Here is an 18902-nt window from a genome sequence, read left to right on the forward strand (position 1 = left end):
AGTCAACCATAGAATAGTCTCATTCTACTCAGTTATCACCACAATAATAAGGGTAACGCCATAGCACTAAACAATATCACTGACAATATCGCATACAGGACCATCTTAAACTTGGTTAAGTAACCACACACTTCAACGATATAGAAAATAAAGGTGAAAAACGCCATAAGGATATAGGGAGAAGCATCCCAGCAGGATTGTCAATATATTTAAATAATGGACCAATGCCACCTGAAATAATATAGAAATCACCTGCATGAAATAAAAAAACCAGTAATTATCATCCATACCCTAGAAATAATATGTGATTTCATTTTTTAACTTCCTTATACTATTTTTATTCACCACCATATGCCTTTAAATCGTCTGGTGCCGTGGTGGACTCAAGGTCCCGTTCTGCAGGCCAGTGAATATTATTGATTGGGCACCAACTCCAGGGGGCTTTGCTCAGCAGAGGTTTTTCCGGTACTGGCTGATACAGCCTATATTGGCAACAGTGGCTCCATAACCCACGGATCACCCGGTAATCTCCCACTGTCCAGCTTAGGGTAAACCGATCGACCACCTCATAATTTCTCGGTTTAACCACCGGTTATAGCCATTTTACTCTCTTCCAATTGCTGTTGCGGAGCGGTGGTAGATTCTTGCTGCATATCGGCAGGCCAGCGGTCCGCTTTACGCGGCTCCCAGCCGACTAATCTGCCACGGCATCCCGGCTCCGCAGGCACCGGCTCATGCTTCATATACAAACATAAATAACTCCATAACTGGTGCATCTGGTTTGGTGTACCACCGGTGACCATAAACCGCTTAATCACGTTATAAGTCCCCGGTTGGCAGATGGAGAAATAGAGCTGAAAACCGCCACTATAACGATCACTGGATAAGCGGATTTCACCATGTACATCCGCCCAGTTAAATGCATGGATGGTGGTGGGCCATTTACCTAAAGGATTCCAAGCTTTTCTTTTATATTCAAAGATATATATTTTTTTTCGTTTTCGATTAAAACGAATGGGTTGATCGCGAGGTTCACAAAAATACATTCTTATAAAAAAAATTATATACGCAATACCCAAAAACTCTGTGATAACAAATGTGGAATTCATACTCAGGTCAGTACTATCAAATGGCAAAACAGTCACGAGACAAATAATCATAAAAAGTAACGCAATGAACATCATAAAAAGCAGCCCATCCCAGGCAATGGGGCTATAACGGGGAATTTCCAGCCAGATATCATCACGATGATTGAGCCATATCAACCGTGGTGGTACCAACTGTGGCTGGTTATTTTCTGGCATATCTTCTTGCCAGCGATAAATAGGGGGATTCAACCTTGGTTCGGGTTCTTTCTCTAATAATTCAAACGGCTGCGGGGACATACGTTAATTTCCTCCATATTCATTGCCCTCCATGGCACAATCACCGTGATGACCTCAGTCATTTCTCGGTTTAACCACCGGTTATAGCCATTTTACTCTCTTCCAATTGCTGTTGCGGAGCAGTGGTAGATTCCAACTGCATATCGGCAGGCCAGCGGTCCGCTTTACGCGGTACCCAGTCACCTGGGCGACCGGGGTATTCCGGCTCCGCAGGCACCGGCTCATGCTTCATATACAAACATAAATAACTCCATAACTGGTGCATCTGGTTTGGTGTGCCACCGGTGACCATAAACCGCTTAATCACATTATAGGTACCGGGCTGGCAAATGGAGAAATAGAGCTGAAAACCACCACTATAACGATCACTGGATAAACGGATTTCACCATGTACATCCGCCCAATTAAATGCATGGATGGTGGTAGGCCATTTCCACCACGGTGCAAACGGCCTTCTTTTATATTCGAAAACATAGATTTTTTGTCGTTTACGGTTAAAGCGTATAGGCTGATCTCGAGGTTCACAAAAATAAATTCTTGCACATAAAAAAACGAATGAAAAAAAGATTAACTCAATAATGACAAGGGAGCTAATCATACCCAGATCAATATGAGAAAATGACAAAATAGTCACAAGTAAAATGAACATACCAAATAACATAATAATCATCAAAAAAATCATCCCTCCCCAAGCCATAGGGCTATAGCGAGGAATTTCCAGCCAAATATCATTCAACTGGTTTAACCACACCACCCGTGGCGGTACCAACTGTGGCTGGTTATTTTCAGGCATATCCTGCTGCCAGCGATAAATCGGCGGATTTAGCCTTGGCTCGGGTTCTTTATCTGATAATTCAAACGGCTGTGATGACATAAAGTCTTTTCCTCCATATTCATTGCCCTCCATGGCACAATCACCGTGCTAACCTCAGTCATTTCTCGGTTTAACCACCCGTTATAGCCGTTTTGCTATCTTCCAATTGCTGTTGCGGAGCGGTGGTAGATTCTTGCTGCATATCAGCAGGCCAACGGTCCGCCTTACGCGGTACCCAGCCGACTAATCTGCCACGGCATTCCGGCTCCGCAGGCACCGGCTCATGCTTCATGTACAAACATAAATAACTCCATAACTGATGTATCTGGTTTGGTGTGCCTCCCGTCACCATAAAACGCTTAATTACGTTATAAGTCCCCGGCTGGCAGATGGAGAAATAGAGCTGAAAACCGCCACTGTAACGATCACTGGATAACCGGATTTCACCATGTACATCCGCCCAGTTAAATGCATGGATGGTGGTAGGCCATTTCCACCACGGGGCAAAGGGCCTTCTTTTATATTCGAAAATATAGATTTTTTGTCGTTTACGATTAAAGCGTATCGGCTGATCTCGAGGCTCACAAAAATAAATTCTGACGCATAAAAAAACAAATGAAAATAATATAAACTCGCCAATAATGACGGAAAAAATCTCAGCGCCATCATCAAATGGTAGCGAAGTAATGAAAGCAATCACCATACAAAAAAACATAATAAATGCCAAAAAAATCATCCCTCCCCAAGCCATGGGGCTATAGCGAGGAATTTCCAGCCAGATATCATTCAACTGGTTTAACCACATCAACCGAGGAGGCACCAACTGTGGTTGGCTGTTTTCAGGCATATCCTCCTGCCAGCGATAAATCGGTGGATTAAGCCTTGGTTCGGGTTCTTTATCGAATAATTCAAACGACTGCGGGGGCATTAGGCTCTCCTGAATTAATTTTATAAGGTGACAGCCAGTGACAAGTTATCATCGGGTTGGGTTTTATCCGGCCAATAAGTCACCTTGAGTTCCGCATGGGTAAACTTGGTTGTATCCAGGGCAAACTCCCCTTTAAGTAATAGCCCGATTTTCTCATCCCAGGTGGGTTTTAGCGTCGTATCAATCGACTTCGTGTTTGAGATGATGACATCCTTGCGTACATATCTTTTAGCTGTATAAGTTTGTTGCATCGCGGTGTTTAATGCAGATTGCTTTGCGGGTGAGGCGGCACTACTAATTAACTGGTTATCGGATTGACCATGGGCAGTCAGTTCAACCAACCAGTCTGAACCAGTGATACTGCAGCCCGGTAATTTAATCAATACTGCCGCCAACTTTACGTTCTCGGCGTGTTGCGATATTTCAGTCCCCCATTGCCGCTGGATTTGCGCTGATACACCGCTAACAATGGTGTAGTAAGCCTTCATGGCTTCTTGCAAGTCCTTAAGACTGTTCGCATCCCAGACTTTATCATGTTCACCGCGAGCAGTGGTGATACCAAAGCAGGTATCACTAAGCCATACTTCCAGTGGCGAGCGCACCGCCTCTGCTGCCATATTAGCCAACACCACCCCTATAATCGCCAGCCCAATAACAATACCGACCGGCCCTAAAAGGGCAAAATTAGCTGTAAGCCCGGCATAAATAGCAACTCCGCCAGAAACAACAGTGGCAATCCCTCCCCAAAAATAATATGTGGCTGCATCACTATCACCTTGTTTTTTAGCATCACTTCTTTTCATAAACATCCCAATCCCATCCACAATGGATGCTACACCGCCAATCACCCCGGCAACGCGGATTAAGGGATGTATATAGAGCTTTGTGGCACCAACGGTCACATTAGGTGCTAAATCCCAAGGAGCCCAGCGCACCACCATATGCCCAAAACCAACCACTTCCACAGCGGCAGCACTGCTGGCCAGTACGCTGGTAGTGAGCTTTAATTGTGCCTGCGGGTCACCGGCGATGGTCTGTTTTAGCGCTTTGATATTATCTGCCGTGGCCTTTGCCTGCAGCCCCAGCATCGCGGCCCCCAGCACCCAACCCAGGCCGTTGCTACTCAGTACTCGGCGCGGCAGTTGGTATTGCTGGCCGGCAATCCTCAGCGACTCACCCAGCCCCATTCTTATCTGCCCGGTCTTTAAGGAGTTATCGACCCTATCAAACTCCGGGATCAAGTCCGGCAGGCTGGCAAGGCGACGACTATCTGTCAGTAGGGTGCCTTTCTTCAAAGCATTGGCGCTGGTGCCCACTCGACGAGCTGCCTGCTTAAAGGCAGGGGATTCAATATCTTTTAGTAAGGTGGCGAAACGCACCTGTATTTTCTGCTCCAATATTTCTGGGTCCGTCACCTGCAGCCAGTTGCCCATTTGCGCGGTGCTGGTGCTGCTTTTGCCCCCTTCTCTAAAGGTCTCCCATTTCGGGCGGCCCAGTCCGTCAAGCTGGTTGCGTAAAATAGCCTGGTATTCACGCACCGTCATTTCACCCACAAAAATGGTCACCGTTGGCCCGCCTTCTGCCACATAGGCCAGTGCCTGCATCACCCGTTCAAAACCTCCATGGGCCTTGTCTGACAATGCCGCATTTACCTGGCTAAATGCGCCGCTCATTGACATGGTTAAGGCGCTAACCTCAACTTTAAATTTTATGCTGTCAATAAAATCGCAAACCTCCTGACTATTTAAGATACCTTTCAGGTTGCTATAAGTCGCCGCTCCCTGATACACCGCATTAATAAGCTCAGGCTGTATGGCCAACAACGCCTTATAGAGGGGGCTCCCGGGGCTTGCAAACCACTCTTTCCAAACTGAATCTTTTTCTAGATCAAACCCTGCGGTGCCCCCCTGCAAGCTGCTGGCCAATGTGCCCAATTGGGCTGACCAACTGATCACACTGGAGGCGGGGGAGTAATCCTGTTCAATAATTGCCCGCCATAACGCGGAGCGATACCAGGCTTCCAGGTCTGTCGCCACCGACTTCATGGTGCGCGTATAGCTCTCAATGGTAGTATTATACAGACTGGCAAAAGACGCCCGATCGGCCTCGTTATAAAACTTCTGCATCCGTTTCATTGCCGATCGTTTTGTGTCTTCAACCATATCGTCACGACTGATGACGTAAGGAGATTCGTATCCATCAGTAGCTATCGGCACCTCAAACTGCTTAATAGATTTATCTGCCTCAATCTGCTTTTTCATCACGGCCTGAATACTGACAATGGCTTCAGAAATGGTGCTCTTATGAAAAATTTCCGGCTTTGAACGGTATTTGGCCAACGCCTCGACCACATCCAGGCGCGCATGATTCAACTCCTGGATTATCCCCACCGCATCATCTAGCACAATGGCCTTGACGGGGGTTTTATATTGCTGTGTCAGTTGGGCTATTTTACCGCCCAATGCTATCTGTTTGTCTTTATCCATCCGAGGGTGAAAACCATGCGCCCCCCCATTGGCCTCTTGGTTATTAGCGATATTGGGAAAAACCGCTGTCGCAAACTCTAATACGTTCGTTTTCAAGGGAGTCAGTGCCGGGTCAAGGGTCAGGCCGCGCCCTTCATCGGGTATCGTCACCTCGTTATCTGACAGCGTCAGTTTAGTAAAGCGGTTAGCCGGGCGTGGGCCTTTTTGATATTTTGCCAGAACTTGTTTGGTCCACGGGTCACTGCTAAAGGCGATTTCCGCTTGTTTATATCCCTTTTCGATGGTGATAAAGCTGGCACTGATATCGTGGTTGGCGGTTCGGCATGCCTGGCTCAGTGGTTCGATTTTTTCGGCTTGCGGCATGTCCATGGGGACAAATGCGCGCAAATAACCTTCTGCCGTCACCTGATAGGCCTGCCAGGCTTTATTATCCAGCAAAACATAGAGGTAACCCGCACGCATTGTACGTAGCGCATATTTAAAATCACCGCCAGTTAGCACTACATTTTGCGCCGGGACCTGGGGCCGCCAAGCGCTATTGACCGCTAATTTTGGTACCACTGCTACACGGAGTGGATAAATGGCTACACCTGGCCGCTGGCAAGCCTTACAACCTGACGGCGTACAGGCCGCCTGCTGGCTCGCATCTGCATTTTTTATTGCTTGTTCTTTTATGCCCATCATTAAAATTCCTTTTCCTACATCACTATTAGCGCTCAAATTCCTGCCAGACCGCATCAGGCAGCGTCAGTAACAGTTGGTTAAAATACAGTTCCGGGTGGTTAATCGCCTGTTGCAATAGCGCCTGGACCTCTTTATGCGCCAGAATATCTGTGGGAAATGTCAGGGCGTTAATCGCAACATAAATGCGGTCACGGTCATGATGCAACCCCATCTGGCTCGCTTTAATCCAGGCATCAGCAGCTAATTGTGCTGCATTATCCGGTAACACTGGGGTGACCTGCTGCCAGGCAGAGAGCACTTTAGTAATATCACGGCTCGCGTTTTGCACCTGCTCCATACGCCATTGAAGCTGCCACTCCGGCCCTTCAATGGTACTGCCATGCAGCAGTGCCAAGTGCCCATTGCAGGAGAGCCAGCCCCAAAGGCTGATCGGCCCAATCAAAGAGGCCAGTGCCGCCGGTTGACTGGTGGCCTGCAACAATTCCAGACGCAGGGGTTCAAAAAACGGAATAATGATACCCGGCTTGATCTGGCGGCAAAGATCGGCCAACCGTTGTGCCAATACATCAGGAGCCAGTGGGGTACTGATCCAGCCACAGATATAACGCCTCTCAAAGAGTAACTCGTCACGGGAATACGCCTCGCTTCTCTGGATGATATCTTCAGTGCAATCTTCTCCTGGAGAAGCCAATAATAATAGCCTCGGGCAGTAATGTGGTTCATGCAGCAGATCAGGCCGGAGCACCGGGCGTAATGATTTACGGCCCCACTCCGCAGTCAGATTATCCAACTGCAGTGGGTTCCATGACACCGGCGGTTTAAGTTGATCCAATAATAAATAGCGATACTCATCCTGCCTGGCGCTCAAAAGTTCAGAGACTGAAGTGATAGTTTCCATTAGCGGTTACTCTCTGCACAGGTTGCTTCTGGTGGTAATATCGGTGGTGTCGGGCTGAAGCTCTGCGCTGCCTGTTGATTAAAGCTTGCGCACTTGGCATTCACTTCACCCGGAGAAAGAATGGTAACACCGGAAGGTTCAATCACCAGTGCGGTGTTGCCACAACACAGGGTGACTTTTTTACTCGCCTGGATCAGCACCTCATCATCCTTACTGCTGATGGTCATTCCTTTGAGTGAGGTCAGCGCCATGGCATCCCCTTGAGCCTGAATATCCACCTTACCCTTGTTGGCATAAATTTTGATGCCCAGGGTTTTGGCAAACAGGCTGATGATTTCCCCAGCGGCTACCGTGAATTTTTTGAAAACACTAAAATCACTGTTTTCCCCGGAAGTCTGAATAAAGTTCTGCCCGCTACTGATCTGAATACTTTGTGGCGAGACCTGGGCAATACCATCGGGGGCACTCATCAACAAGGTGGATTGTTGCAGATCCTTAAGTGCGGATTCGAGCAGCGTCTTTTGTGCCTGGATCTGTGCCAGTTCGGCCTGAGCAGTCGCAACCGCATCACTTAACGATTTAGCCAGCCCTTGTGCCTGATTCAAGGTCCCTAGTGCAGCCTCCATCGCCAGTTGCTGACCCTGGGCTTTAATTTGCCCATCCGCCGAGATAAACAGCCCTTTCTGGGCGCGTATCGCACCCCAACTGTCGGTGCGTAGTTCAAAGCCCTCACCGCGCTTGTGTTTCTCACTGTCCACCAGGTGGCCGAGGTTCAGTTGGCTCTTGCCCCCGTACTCGGTTGAGATTTTCACGTGCTCCTGACCGCGGTTATCATCTAACCTTATTTTGTTGTTCGAGGGAGTCCTGAGGACATTACGCTTGTAGTTGCGGATGGTGACGTGGTCGCCGTGCGCCGAGTCATGCAACACCCCAACGATATACGGGCGGTCGGGATTGCCATCCTCAAACCCTATCGCTACCTCGGTTCCCGCCAGCAGCGGCAGGTGCAGGCCATAGGTGTCCCCGGCATAGGGGCGGGACTGGCGTACCCACAGGCTTTCAAAGCCGGTTTCCCAACTGGCACGGTCAAACAGCATGTTGACGCGGTAACGGCCCTCCTTGTCGATGTGCCCATAGGTGTCGTTTTCGGTGGTGCTGGTGACCCGTGCCGGCAAAGTGCCCGCCATCACCGGGCGTGCGCCGGGCTCGGGGCGGAAGCAGTAATCGGTGTTATCTGGCAAGGCGGTAAAGTGAATTTCAAAACTGCGGTCACGCCGTGCCTGACTGTGGACTTGGGTAATCAATACCCCTTTGGTGAAGGTGTCGGTAACTTCATAGCCGCCGGTGACCTTCAGGACCTGCCCCGGTGACAGGGTGGCACAGCTGGTGATACCGGTCAGTTGCGTCTGCTGATTCAGGTAGCGTTCATGGCGAAGACGACCATAAAAGGCACCGGACTCCGGTGCCGGTTGGCGTTCATGGCTGCTGCCGGCCGTCAGGTAGTTGTCGGCATAGTGATAGGCTTCACCGTAAGTGGTGCTATCGCCGTGAGTGACATCCACCTGGGTGTCCATCGCCTCGGTGGCCTGGCGGTAGTTGTAATCCCGGGTAGAGACCTGTTGTTGCACCACCTGATGGTGGCTGGTCATGCCCCAGACCGATTCTACCCCCTGGTCATGCTGACCGGACGGCGGCACCGAGGGCAGTGTCAGCCCCTTCTGATACCCTTGCTGGCTGTCGTAAAACTCCACCACATCAATGTTCAGCCGGGTGTCGGTGGTAAAGCGGAACCAAATCCCCACTTCGCCCAGCAAGCGGGTGATAAAGTGCAGGTCATCTTCGCCGTACTGCATCACCTGCTCACGGCGTGGGTACTCCGCCGTCAGTGAAAACAGAAAATCCTGACCGCGCATGTTGTGGCGCTCACGCAGGATTTTTTCCACAATCTGGGGCACCGTCATGTCCTGGTAGATGGCATTCTGGTGGGCGCGGTCCAGCAGCGCCAGGCGGGGTTGCAGGGTCAGGGCATAGCGGGTTTCATCTTTGGAGGTGCTCAGGCGTTCAAAGCCGGTCACCACCCCTTGTATCACCCGCAACGGCTGCTGGATTTTAATGCCAAAGCCCTGGTCCACCGGGGCCTGTAGCGTCAGCGAGGCCGCCTTCATCAACATCGCTTCACGGCGGATAGCCTGGTCGGCACTGGTAAACTCAATGCGGTAGCTGAAAGGTTGACTTAAGGCTTCCTGACCTTCAAACACCAAGACATCCAACCCGCTGTTGCAGCCTTTGACTGACAGCAGATGATGACTGTGATTGAACATTAATAACGGCGCAATACTCATGGCTGCTCTCCTGATGTGTGTCCGCTGGCGGTATCAAACTCCAGCACAATCCCTTCTTCCTCATCCCAGCCCAGGGTCAGGGTCTTGGGTTTTTGCTTCGCCGCCATGTAGGTTAACAATTGCTGGCTCAGTACCGGCAATATCTGCTGGTTGAGCAGGCTGTCGACATTACGCGCCCCGGTATCGGGCAGCAGGCAGGCGTCGGTCAGTGCGTCATACAGGCTGTCACCTATCTGGGTAGTGAGGCCGTAATGGCGTTGCAGGCGCTGGCTGACCTGATTCAGTTTCATTTGTACAATGGTGCGCATCGCCGTGGCGTCCAGTGGGCGGTAAATCACCGTCTGGAAGCGCGCCAGCAAGGCGGGCTGGAAGTGGTCGCGCAGCACCGGGCGCAGCAGTTCATGCAAATCCCCTTCACTGGCCTCCGGCTGTTCATCCGGCAACTGCATCAGCAAGTCACTGCCGAGGTTGGCGGTCATCAATATCACGGTGTTACGAAAATCAATCTCGCGCCCTTCACCATCGCGCATAAAGCCCCGGTCAAACACCTGATAGAACAGGTTCATCACATCCCGGTGGGCTTTTTCCACTTCATCGAGCAGCACCACGCTGTAGGGGCGCTTGCGTACTGCTTCAGTCAGTATGCCGCCCTGGCCATAACCCACATACCCCGGTGGCGAGCCTTTCAGTTGCGAGACGGTGTGCGGCTCCTGATATTCCGACAGGTTGATGGTAATCAGTGATTTCTCGCCACCGTACAGGCCATCGGCCAGCGCCAGCGCGGTTTCGGTTTTCCCTACGCCACTCGGCCCAACCAGTAAAAACACCCCTTGCGGGCCATTTTCCGGCGTCAAGCCGGTTTTGGCGGCGCGCAGGCGTTGGGCAATGGCGGTCAGGGCGGTATCTTGCCCCACCACCCGCTGACCAATCTCCCCTTCCAGGCTCAGCAGTTCGGTCTGTTCGTCTTTCATCAGTGAAGAGAGCGGCACGCCAGTCCAGTCGGCAATCACGTTGGCCACGGTGCGGGTGTCCACATCCACCTGTATCAGGGGTTCCGGCTGTTGCAACTGTTCAAGCTGATGTTGCAGCGTGGTCACTTCAGCCTGACGGCTCAGGTCCTGGCGGCAGGTCATCAGTTGTTGCACCAGGGCTTTTTCGGCGTTAAAGCGGCGGTCTAAGGTTTCCAGTGCGGTATCCAGTTCGCCACGCTGAATTTCAATGGCACTCAGGCGCTCACCGTGTTGCTGGCTGCCAGTGGCGATATCTTCCAGCAGGGCTTGCTGCTCCAGCTCCAGGGCGGTCAGTTGGGCTTTCAGGCGCACAATGGCTTCCGGCAGCGTGTCCAGGCTCATGCGCACCCGGGCAGCGGCGGTGTCCAGCAGGTCCACCGCTTTGTCCGGCAGTTGGCGACCGGTGAGATAACGGCGGGACAGAGTGACGGCGGCGCGTACCGCATCGTCGGTGATATGCACGCCGTGGTGTTCGGCGTAGCGGGATTTCAGGCCACGCAGCATCAGGCAGGCGGTGTCATCGTCTGGCTCGTCCACTTTCACCATCTGGAAGCGGCGTTCGAGAGCAGCATCACGCTCAAAATACTGTTTGTATTCACTCCAGGTGGTGGCAGCAATGGTGCGCAGTTCGCCTCTTGCCAGCGCCGGTTTCAGCAGGTTGGCGGCATCTGCGCCACCGGCCTGATTACCGGCACCGATAATGGTGTGGGCTTCATCAATAAACAGCAGTATCGGTGTCGGTGACTGTTGCACCGCATCAATGACATTTTTCAGCCGCTGTTCAAATTCCCCTTTAACCCCGGCACCCGCTTGCAGCAACCCGAGGTCCAAAGTACGTAGCGCCACCGGCTTGAGGCTTTCCGGCACATTGCCCTCGGCAATACGCAGCGCCAGCCCTTCCACCAGGGCGGTTTTCCCTACCCCCGGCTCCCCCACCAGAATCGGGTTGTTTTTGCGGCGGCGAGAGAGGATATCCACCATCTGGCGGATTTCGGTGTCACGGCCAAACACCGGGTCAATCTGACCTGCTTTGGCTTTGGCGGTGACATCCAGGGTAAATTTGTCCAACGCGTTCTGCAGGGCGGCAGACAGTTCGCCGGCCTTGAGCGCTGTGTCAGGGGTGGCGTCGGTGTGCAGTTCCGGTGAGTGGCCACTTTGTGCCAATTCTGCTTCCTGCTGCACTTCCGGACGTTCCTCCGACTGCATATCCAGCAGTGGGCGCAGGCGCTCCAGTTGGCTCTGCCCCAGGGTCAGCAATGGCCACAGCGCATCGCAGGCTATCAGTTTGGGTTTATCCACCAACGCCATCAGCAGGTGGACACTGCGGATAGACTCTTCCCCCGCCAGCGAGGCACGCAACCAGGCTTCTTGCAGCAAGGTCTGGGTGGTTTGCGCCAACTGCGGGCGGCTACGCACCGAGCGCGGGCGATTATCCAGCCAGGCCAGCAGCTCTTGCCACAGGGTGTCCAGCTCCCACTCGTAACGACGGGCCAGTACCGTGATATCCCCTTCCCCCTGTTCCAGGAGTTTCAGCAACCAGTGCTCCGGCAGGATTTCCGCATGGGCGCGGGTCTGGCACAGTGAGGCGGCCCCTTCCATGGCACGGGCACAGTAAGGGTTAAGACGACGTAACAGGATGGCTGGATTTTCCATAATTTTGTTCTCTCAAGGAATTACGTAACACAAGGGTATATCTGCTTTTATCGTGATAGGTTTCGGTCGCCAGACGTTTTATCTCTTATGCATACACCGAGCCTGCGACCGAATCAGGGGCCAAAGGCGTGGCCCCTGATAACCCGCGCCTGCGCCAACTCAGGCGGTCGCTGGCGCGACTGCTTTCACTCCGCTGCGGCGCATGACGGCCGGCTGCTACAGACGTATATGGACGCTCCCGATAATGCGAGTGTTTTCTTGAAAAAAGTGAACAGGTATTGCAGCCATATATCCGGTTTCTTTCTGGGTCTTGTTGTGACCCGAACCATGATGAAATCCGCCAGGTGAGTTCCTTACATCCCTACGGGTCAAAATACCCTCGTCTGTATCGGATTGTCTCACCTGCGGTCTTACCTGTTTCGCCATCTTCTTGATTACACATGCAACTACCGGACTGCGTTTTACTCTTGCTGACCCGTTATCACCCTTTGAGCTTGTCTCAATGGGTGATAACGGGTCGATATTCTGTTTCTTTCACCAGCATTGACCACAGAATACGTGCCGTTTTGCTCGCCTGCGCCACCACCGCTACGTTGTAGTTTTTCTTTTGCAGCAAGGCGAATAACCACGGCATGTCTTCTTTATGGCGTTCAATCACCGAGGCTACAGCACGGGCACCGTGTACCAGCAAATATCGAAAGTAGCCATCGCCTCGTTTGCTGATGCTGCCTAGCCGCTGTTTACCACCGCTGGAGTGTTCACGTGGTGTCAGGCCCAGCCAGGCGGAAAACTGTTTCGCACAATGAAATTGCTGTCCGTTACCAACCGACGCAACCAGATAGGTCGAGGTCAGCAACCCGACACCCGGCACTTTCATTACCCGCTGACAGGCTGGCTGGGTCTGCGCCCACTGGCTGAGCTCTTGCTCAATCAAGGTGACTTGGTCTTCCAACGACTGGATATGCTCAAACTGACGAGCAACACTGCGTCGAATAAATGGCGATAGCTCGATATCCCCATTTTCCAGAATATCGGGAATACCTTGATTAAACGCTTTCCGACCAACTGCCATAATGAGGCCAAACTCGGCCAGTATAGCCCGTAGGCTGTTTACACAGGCGATACGTTCCCGAATGAGGATGTCTCGCTCGGTATGCAAAGCAAGAACTGCCTGCTGCTCAGCGGTTTTTACCTGCACAAAGCGCATGTTGGGACGTGTAACTGCTTCACAAATCGCTTCGGCATCAGCAGCATCGGTCTTGTTGGTTTTGACGTAGGGTTTGACATATTGCGGTGGCATCAATTTGACCTGATGGCCAAACTGAGTCAGCACCCGAGCGAAATGATGACTCGAAGCACAGGCCTCCATCCCAATAAGGCAAGGTTCCAGTTGCATGATAAAAGGCACGAATTTATCGCGAGTCAGTTTTTTCTTCAGAACCGTCTTGCCATTGTGATCAACGCCATGAAGCTGGAAAACATTTTTTGCCAAGTCGATACCGAGGGTAGATACTTTCATTTGGACGCTCCTTCTTTTGAGTTTTCACGCTCACATTTTGGCACTTTGATGCCGTAAAAGTTGGAGCGTCCATCTCATTATCCCTGTCTGTCTCGCCTAAACTCACCATCCATGGCGAGTTTGCCTATGCGCCGCATCTGCGTTCAACGCCTTCAATGGCGTCAACCACCGTGCTCACTTGAATGACGGATTTATCGGTTGTCGGATCTCCCTGAATGATTGGCAAGTATTACTCTGAAATTAATTGCCATTAATTTTCCCTCTGTAGCTCGGTATGGCTTTCGAGCGCTGGATGAGCGGTGTTCCATTCACCACCGAAGAATGCGCCCGAGCAGGGGGCTCAAGAGCCAGCCCCCTGCACCCCGGCCCTGTGCCAGATCAGGCGGTCGCTGGCGCGACTACCCTCACTACGCCATGGCGCATCACGGCCGGCTGCGATTCACGTCCCTGTTCATCTCGCCTGAACCCGCCCTCCATGGCGGGTTCGCCTATGCGTCATGCCTTCGTTCAGCGCCTTAAATGGCACTCACCCCTCGAGCACATTTTACCTTCAGAGACGTTATGGGGTTATTGCAGCTCATTTCTTATCAGTGCTTATACCGATTATTTCGCCTTTTTGTCTTGCAGCACGGAAGCGTCTGTTTTGACACGCTACCGCCCTTCGCTATCAACCCAAGCGCACGAGGTTCAGTGTCCGAAATGTGTCGCACACAGAACAGAAGGTTCGTGTGCGAGGTCTAACCACTTTGCTCAGTACCCGTCGACAGGTACTCAGAAAAGTAAAGGGCGGACAGGCGAACCTGTCCGCGCCGGTATTACGCGGTAGTACGTTCGTTCCAGGAATCGGAATGAATGATGTTGCCGTCTTTGTAAGTCCAGGTGATTTTTTCGTAGCGCAGCTCTAACTGCTCCAGGTGGTTGTGTTTCTCATACGCCGGGTCTTTGATGTCGTGCATCACCGGGTTGACTTTCACGACCTTGACGTTTTCCAGTTTGGTGTTGAAGTACTCCACTTCCTGGCCCGCGTCATTGATTTTGTACCACTTGAACTCCGCTGACTTCAGGGTCTGACCGGTGGTCACTGCCTTGTACAGGTACGGGCTGGAGGCATCGATTTCCTTGGTAAACAGGAACGGGGTGTGAATACGGGTCCCCGTCAGTTTGCCGGTGTTGTTGTCAGTCGGGATATACAGGTTATGCTGCTGAGCAACGATTTCGATGCTGCCTTCACGGTCTTTGACATCAACAGAACCCTTGATGTCGGCACCGCCGTCATCCTTCAGCCACAGATATACTGGTATTGCCATTGGTTTTTCTCCATTTATACCGTCGTCATTCAAATTGCTGCGTTGTTGACTGCCTTCTCTCACCCGAATTACTTACTCCAGTAAGCTCATCGGGATTCGTTCAGTTGCCGCCTAGCTGCCACTCGAATGAGCTTGGGTACCTTGTTGTGTACCGTCACCATCCAGTGATGACGGCGGGTTGTTGTCCGGTACCTGGCAGGCGTCTGCCTGCGGTACCAGACTGATTTCGACACGCCGGTTTTGTGCCCGTCCGGCGTCCGTGTCATTCGGTGCCAAAGGTCGGCTGTCGCCATACCCCTGCACCGCAAAACAGCTTTCCGGCACATCACCGGTATCACGCATCCAGTTACGCACCGCTTCGGCACGTTGCAAGGAGAGCGTCTGGTTCTGTTTGGCATTGCCGGTGTTGTCGGTGTGCCCGCTGACCACTATCAGCCAGCCCGGTCTGGCCTTGATGCCCACCAGGGAATTCACCAGCATTTTGGTGGAATCGGGCTTCAGTACCGCCTTGCCGGAATCAAACAGCGACAGGCTGTCGAGGCGAACGATTTTCGGCTCGGCTTCCGTTTGCGGGGTCGACGGCGGCGGGGGCGGAATATAGGCGCGAATGGCCTCCAGGACCGGCAGATGCAGGCGCCCCCCCTGGTACAAGCCAAGGCTTATCCCCAGCGGGGCCCCATTGCGTGCCCAGTGGTCCAACTGCTGGGCGTCTTCACGCAGCACCTTGACCGCCTCGGCTTTCGGGGCGTAATTGTCCATCGAGATACCGTCATAGTGCGCAATATCAAAGCTCAACCGCTGTACAAGATGGCGGTTGTTCCAGCCACTGCTGCACAAGGCAGCGATGGCCGCCAGCGTGAACAGGGCAATCCCGCCACGCCAGGTGCGCTGGCGCGGGGTCAGGCCCCGCCCTTCCGGCAGCAGCGGCAGCACAAAATCCGGTAACAGCGAGTTGTCGGTGATAACCGCCTGGCCCGGCAACCAGCCTGCCGAACGGTTGAGGGCGGTCTGACGAGTCAGCCAGTGGGTCCACAATGACTGCGGCAGCGCGTCCGCCAGGGCCGGGCCCATGCCCCAGACTACCGCACAAGGCACAATGGCCGGGATATCCGGGTTAGGGGCACTGAATACGGACTGGACATGTTGCTCAAACCAGGCCATCAGGCTGTTGAACAACACCTGTTGTTCCAGTGCCGAGGTGCCCTCCGCCGTCACCCAGCGGGCCACCGAACAGGGTGCCGCCGACTCACGCCACACATTGACCTCGTCACCCGTCATGGCCGATTGCCACACCCGGTCACGCAGCAGGGCACTCCCCGCCTGACCATTGAGTACCAGCGGCACGCGATGCCCGGTGTCCCGTTGCAGTTGGCTGATTTGCCAACGCAACATCAGCAAGTCGCTGGTCAGCGTCTCGCTCTCCGGGTGTTGTTGCGGACACACCGTGACCATCACTGCCAGTTGGCGCCCCCAGTCGGGCCGTAACTGCAACAATTGACGGGCGACTTGAGCCACATCCTGACCGGCCTCCACCCGCACCCAACAGCCTTGCGACACCACCAGAACAGGCGAGGCGGCAGGCCAGGGCTGGGCTAAATCACCGCATACCAGCACTACCGGCTGGCGATAACTGGCCTCGGGCAGCGCATCCAGGCTCACCGCCACGCCACGCCCATGGCGGCGGCTGGCCAGGCGCCAGCACAGGGCAATCAACAGCCAGCACAACACCATCAGCCCCAGGGAAGACAGGCGTGACAGGGGCAGAAAAACCAGGCAGACCACGCTGACCAGCAACGCCGCCCACAGCGCCAGCAAACGGTGTTGTAACGCACTCATTTCACCGCCCCCGGCAACAGGGTGGCCAATATCTGGCTCAGCCAGTGGTCAAGCCCCCACCACAGCGCCGCCAGCACCAGCACACTGAACCCCATCCAGGCAGGCCAAGAGGCGAGCCAACGGCCCAGACGACTGCGCCCACCACGGGCCGACGCCAGCAGCGGGGCGTTCTGCGGATGGCTGAAGGGGGCGACCTGCTCACTCAGTGCCTTGACCAGTTGGCGCCGCGCCGGATCATCCAACTGCCGATAACCGCCGAGAAAACCCAGTATCATCACCCGGTGGAAACAGGTCAGCACCGCGCTGTCCGGGGCCGGTTCATGCAGCACATCACGCATGCGGTTGCACAAGGCATCCCCCGCTTCCAGCGTCCCGAGAAAATGACCCTGCAACGGCACGTCGTACCACTGTACGCAGGCATCATCCTGCACCCCGCGCCCCTTGACCACTTCGTCAATCAGCGCGCACTGGGCATACAGGATATGCTGGCGATTGGCCTCGCTATAACCGGCCTGTTTCAACGCCTGCTGGACCTGTTCAACGTCCGCCACACAGCGTTCCCACAGTACACGCCCTTCCCCTTCCTGAAACTCGGGGCCATGGCGCAGGCTAATCACCTGCAGCCAGGTGTTTTGCAACAGCGCGTCAATATCACACTTTTTTATCTGACTCATAGCGTTCTCTGGCTCATGTTCTCAGCACCGCAAACAGCTCAAGCTCAGGCTCGCCAAGCATGCCTGGGACATAGAACATACAGTTGCCACTCTCCAGCATCTCGCGCGCCGCCGGGTGTGATAAATCCAGGGAGAAATACTGGTTTTCCAGGCGCAACGGGATAGCCGCAGGGACGTGACGCAGCGGTTTGAGGGGCACGCCCTGTTGCGAGGCATTCACCAGGCTGGCGACATAATCGGGACTGCCCACCTTGCACTGGCGCGGGAACTGCTCCTGAAGTTGCGCCACCGGCAGCGGTGAACGCACCGAGAGGTAATAATCCGCCCCTTCGCGCAGACGCGGGTCTTGCAGACGCGCCAACCACTGATGCAGACGCTTGTCGTGCTCGAGCTCAATGGACACCACCCGTGATGGCAGGCTGGCTTCCAGCAAGTCACTCAGCAAATCAAACAGCGGCGGAAACACCTCATTGAGTTGCTCATGCTGCCAGGCCGGTATCGCACTGACCTGATGCTCCAGCGAGAACGTCAGCAGACTGCCCGCCAGACGCGCCAGTTCAGGATAGAGCCGCTCCGGTGGACTTTGGGGAAAACGCAGGAACTGCCCCAACACCGGTTCGGCACTGTTGAGCGCATTGAGCAACCAGAACAGCGACACATCGGCCACGGCAAAATCTGCCATGCGTTCATTGCTCTCACGGCGCATCGCCATCAGGCGGGTCAACCGCGCGCGCAACTGGGTCATCAGTTGTTCAAGCTGGTTCAACAACCAACGGCTGCTTTCCACCTTCAGCAACGGCGGCAGAAAAGTATCATCCAGTGACCAGGCACCCTGCATATCCTGCTGCAAGCGCGCCACCGGGCACACCAGGTAGTCACTGTTATTCTGGTGAGCAAAACGTAATGTCAGTTCGGGCTGCAAAATGGCTATCTGGCGGGTGTCATCGCCAAATTGATTGCGCACATCACGCCAACGCTGACGATAACGGGTCGGGCGCTCCGCCACTTCCTCCGGGGTAAGGCAGTTGCCGCCGTTGGCACGCAACATCGGCAACGCCAGCACCACCACCACCTCCTGCTGTGCCGTATCGAGTGCCAGTACCGGCGGCAGGCTATCGGCATTGTCGGTATCGACCAACGTGCCATCCTGAAAGCGCACCTGCAAATGGCGCCCCTGAAGGCGCCCCAGTTTTAACGCGTCAAGGTCAAACGCCGCCTGGAGCACGCCCCAGGGATGCGTCAAACCCATCTGTGCCAGACATTCCGTTGACCAGGCCGCATACGCGGCCTGCTGCTGGAAATGCTGGGGCGAGACCATGATCCCCCGCCCCCATAACGGTTGTTCCGTTTTCACACTTCACCTGCC

The 18902-nt window shown here is 53.7% G+C and carries 13 protein-coding genes; all 13 read right to left on the bottom strand.

The annotated features are described in order from the left end of the window. Positions 1 to 337: 337 nt before the first annotated feature. On the bottom strand, positions 338 to 565 hold the full coding sequence (locus ACX9GV_RS10190; protein ID WP_473195424.1) for a hypothetical protein: 228 nt from the start codon (positions 563 to 565) through the stop codon (positions 338 to 340). A gap of 16 nt (positions 566 to 581) precedes the next feature. Beyond that, positions 582 to 1304, bottom strand: coding sequence for a DUF6708 domain-containing protein (locus ACX9GV_RS10195; protein ID WP_473195425.1), 723 nt, complete (start codon positions 1302 to 1304; stop codon positions 582 to 584). 151 nt (positions 1305 to 1455) lie between these two features. Continuing rightward, positions 1456 to 2259 carry a DUF6708 domain-containing protein gene (locus ACX9GV_RS10200; protein ID WP_473195426.1) on the bottom strand — a complete coding sequence of 268 codons (804 nt, stop codon included), beginning with the start codon at positions 2257 to 2259 and terminating at the stop codon, positions 1456 to 1458. A gap of 70 nt (positions 2260 to 2329) precedes the next feature. Beyond that, the gene (locus ACX9GV_RS10205) at positions 2330 to 3127 is read right to left on the bottom strand and encodes a DUF6708 domain-containing protein (RefSeq protein WP_473195427.1); all 798 of its coding nucleotides are present in this window, start codon (positions 3125 to 3127) and stop codon (positions 2330 to 2332) included. Positions 3128 to 3147: 20 nt separating this feature from the next. After that, on the bottom strand, positions 3148 to 6297 hold the full coding sequence (locus ACX9GV_RS10210) for a T6SS effector BTH_I2691 family protein (protein ID WP_473195428.1): 3150 nt from the start codon (positions 6295 to 6297) through the stop codon (positions 3148 to 3150). A gap of 25 nt (positions 6298 to 6322) precedes the next feature. Continuing rightward, positions 6323 to 7195, bottom strand: coding sequence for a hypothetical protein (locus ACX9GV_RS10215; protein WP_473195429.1), 873 nt, complete (start codon positions 7193 to 7195; stop codon positions 6323 to 6325). Then, positions 7195 to 9537, bottom strand: a complete 2343-nt coding sequence (locus ACX9GV_RS10220; RefSeq protein ID WP_473195430.1) for a type VI secretion system Vgr family protein — start codon at positions 9535 to 9537, stop codon at positions 7195 to 7197. Before ACX9GV_RS10220 ends, ACX9GV_RS10215 begins: the two co-directional genes overlap by 1 nt. Then, positions 9534 to 12200 (bottom strand): type VI secretion system ATPase TssH, encoded by a 2667-nt coding sequence (tssH, locus tag ACX9GV_RS10225; RefSeq protein WP_473195431.1) that lies wholly within the window; start codon positions 12198 to 12200, stop codon positions 9534 to 9536. Before tssH ends, ACX9GV_RS10220 begins: the two co-directional genes overlap by 4 nt. Positions 12201 to 12699: 499 nt before the next feature. Further along, a complete protein-coding gene (locus ACX9GV_RS10230) occupies positions 12700 to 13719 on the bottom strand; it encodes an IS110 family RNA-guided transposase (protein WP_473195432.1) in 1020 nt (339 codons plus the stop codon). Between the two features lie 815 nt (positions 13720 to 14534). Next, the gene (gene hcp, locus ACX9GV_RS10235) at positions 14535 to 15026 is read right to left on the bottom strand and encodes a type VI secretion system effector Hcp (RefSeq protein WP_037383271.1); all 492 of its coding nucleotides are present in this window, start codon (positions 15024 to 15026) and stop codon (positions 14535 to 14537) included. A gap of 111 nt (positions 15027 to 15137) precedes the next feature. After that, a complete protein-coding gene (locus tag ACX9GV_RS10240; RefSeq protein ID WP_473195433.1) occupies positions 15138 to 16862 on the bottom strand; it encodes an OmpA family protein in 1725 nt (574 codons plus the stop codon). Beyond that, on the bottom strand, positions 16859 to 17536 hold the full coding sequence (gene tssL, locus ACX9GV_RS10245; protein ID WP_473195434.1) for a type VI secretion system protein TssL, short form: 678 nt from the start codon (positions 17534 to 17536) through the stop codon (positions 16859 to 16861). Before tssL ends, ACX9GV_RS10240 begins: the two co-directional genes overlap by 4 nt. Positions 17537 to 17549: 13 nt before the next feature. Next, complete coding sequence (gene tssK, locus ACX9GV_RS10250; RefSeq protein ID WP_037386069.1) at positions 17550 to 18890, bottom strand: type VI secretion system baseplate subunit TssK; 1341 nt, start codon at positions 18888 to 18890, stop codon at positions 17550 to 17552. Positions 18891 to 18902 lie beyond the last annotated feature (12 nt).

This window comes from Serratia sp. 25CWL12 (assembly GCF_055790885.1).

Excerpts from the sequence above, each read along its gene's own strand:
- ACX9GV_RS10195 (WP_473195425.1), bottom strand. The coding sequence starts at position 1,304 with ATGCCAGAAAATAACCAGCCACAGTTGGTACCACCACGGTTGATATGG.
- ACX9GV_RS10200 (WP_473195426.1), bottom strand. The coding sequence starts at position 2,259 with ATGTCATCACAGCCGTTTGAATTATCAGATAAAGAACCCGAGCCAAGG.
- ACX9GV_RS10240 (WP_473195433.1), bottom strand. The coding sequence starts at position 16,862 with ATGAGTGCGTTACAACACCGTTTGCTGGCGCTGTGGGCGGCGTTGCTG.
- hcp (WP_037383271.1), bottom strand. The coding sequence starts at position 15,026 with ATGGCAATACCAGTATATCTGTGGCTGAAGGATGACGGCGGTGCCGAC.
- ACX9GV_RS10205 (WP_473195427.1), bottom strand. The coding sequence starts at position 3,127 with ATGCCCCCGCAGTCGTTTGAATTATTCGATAAAGAACCCGAACCAAGG.
- tssL (WP_473195434.1), bottom strand. The coding sequence starts at position 17,536 with ATGAGTCAGATAAAAAAGTGTGATATTGACGCGCTGTTGCAAAACACC.
- tssH (WP_473195431.1), bottom strand. The coding sequence starts at position 12,200 with ATGGAAAATCCAGCCATCCTGTTACGTCGTCTTAACCCTTACTGTGCC.
- ACX9GV_RS10215 (WP_473195429.1), bottom strand. The coding sequence starts at position 7,195 with ATGGAAACTATCACTTCAGTCTCTGAACTTTTGAGCGCCAGGCAGGAT.
- ACX9GV_RS10210 (WP_473195428.1), bottom strand. The coding sequence starts at position 6,297 with ATGATGGGCATAAAAGAACAAGCAATAAAAAATGCAGATGCGAGCCAG.
- ACX9GV_RS10230 (WP_473195432.1), bottom strand. The coding sequence starts at position 13,719 with ATGAAAGTATCTACCCTCGGTATCGACTTGGCAAAAAATGTTTTCCAG.
- ACX9GV_RS10220 (WP_473195430.1), bottom strand. The coding sequence starts at position 9,537 with ATGAGTATTGCGCCGTTATTAATGTTCAATCACAGTCATCATCTGCTG.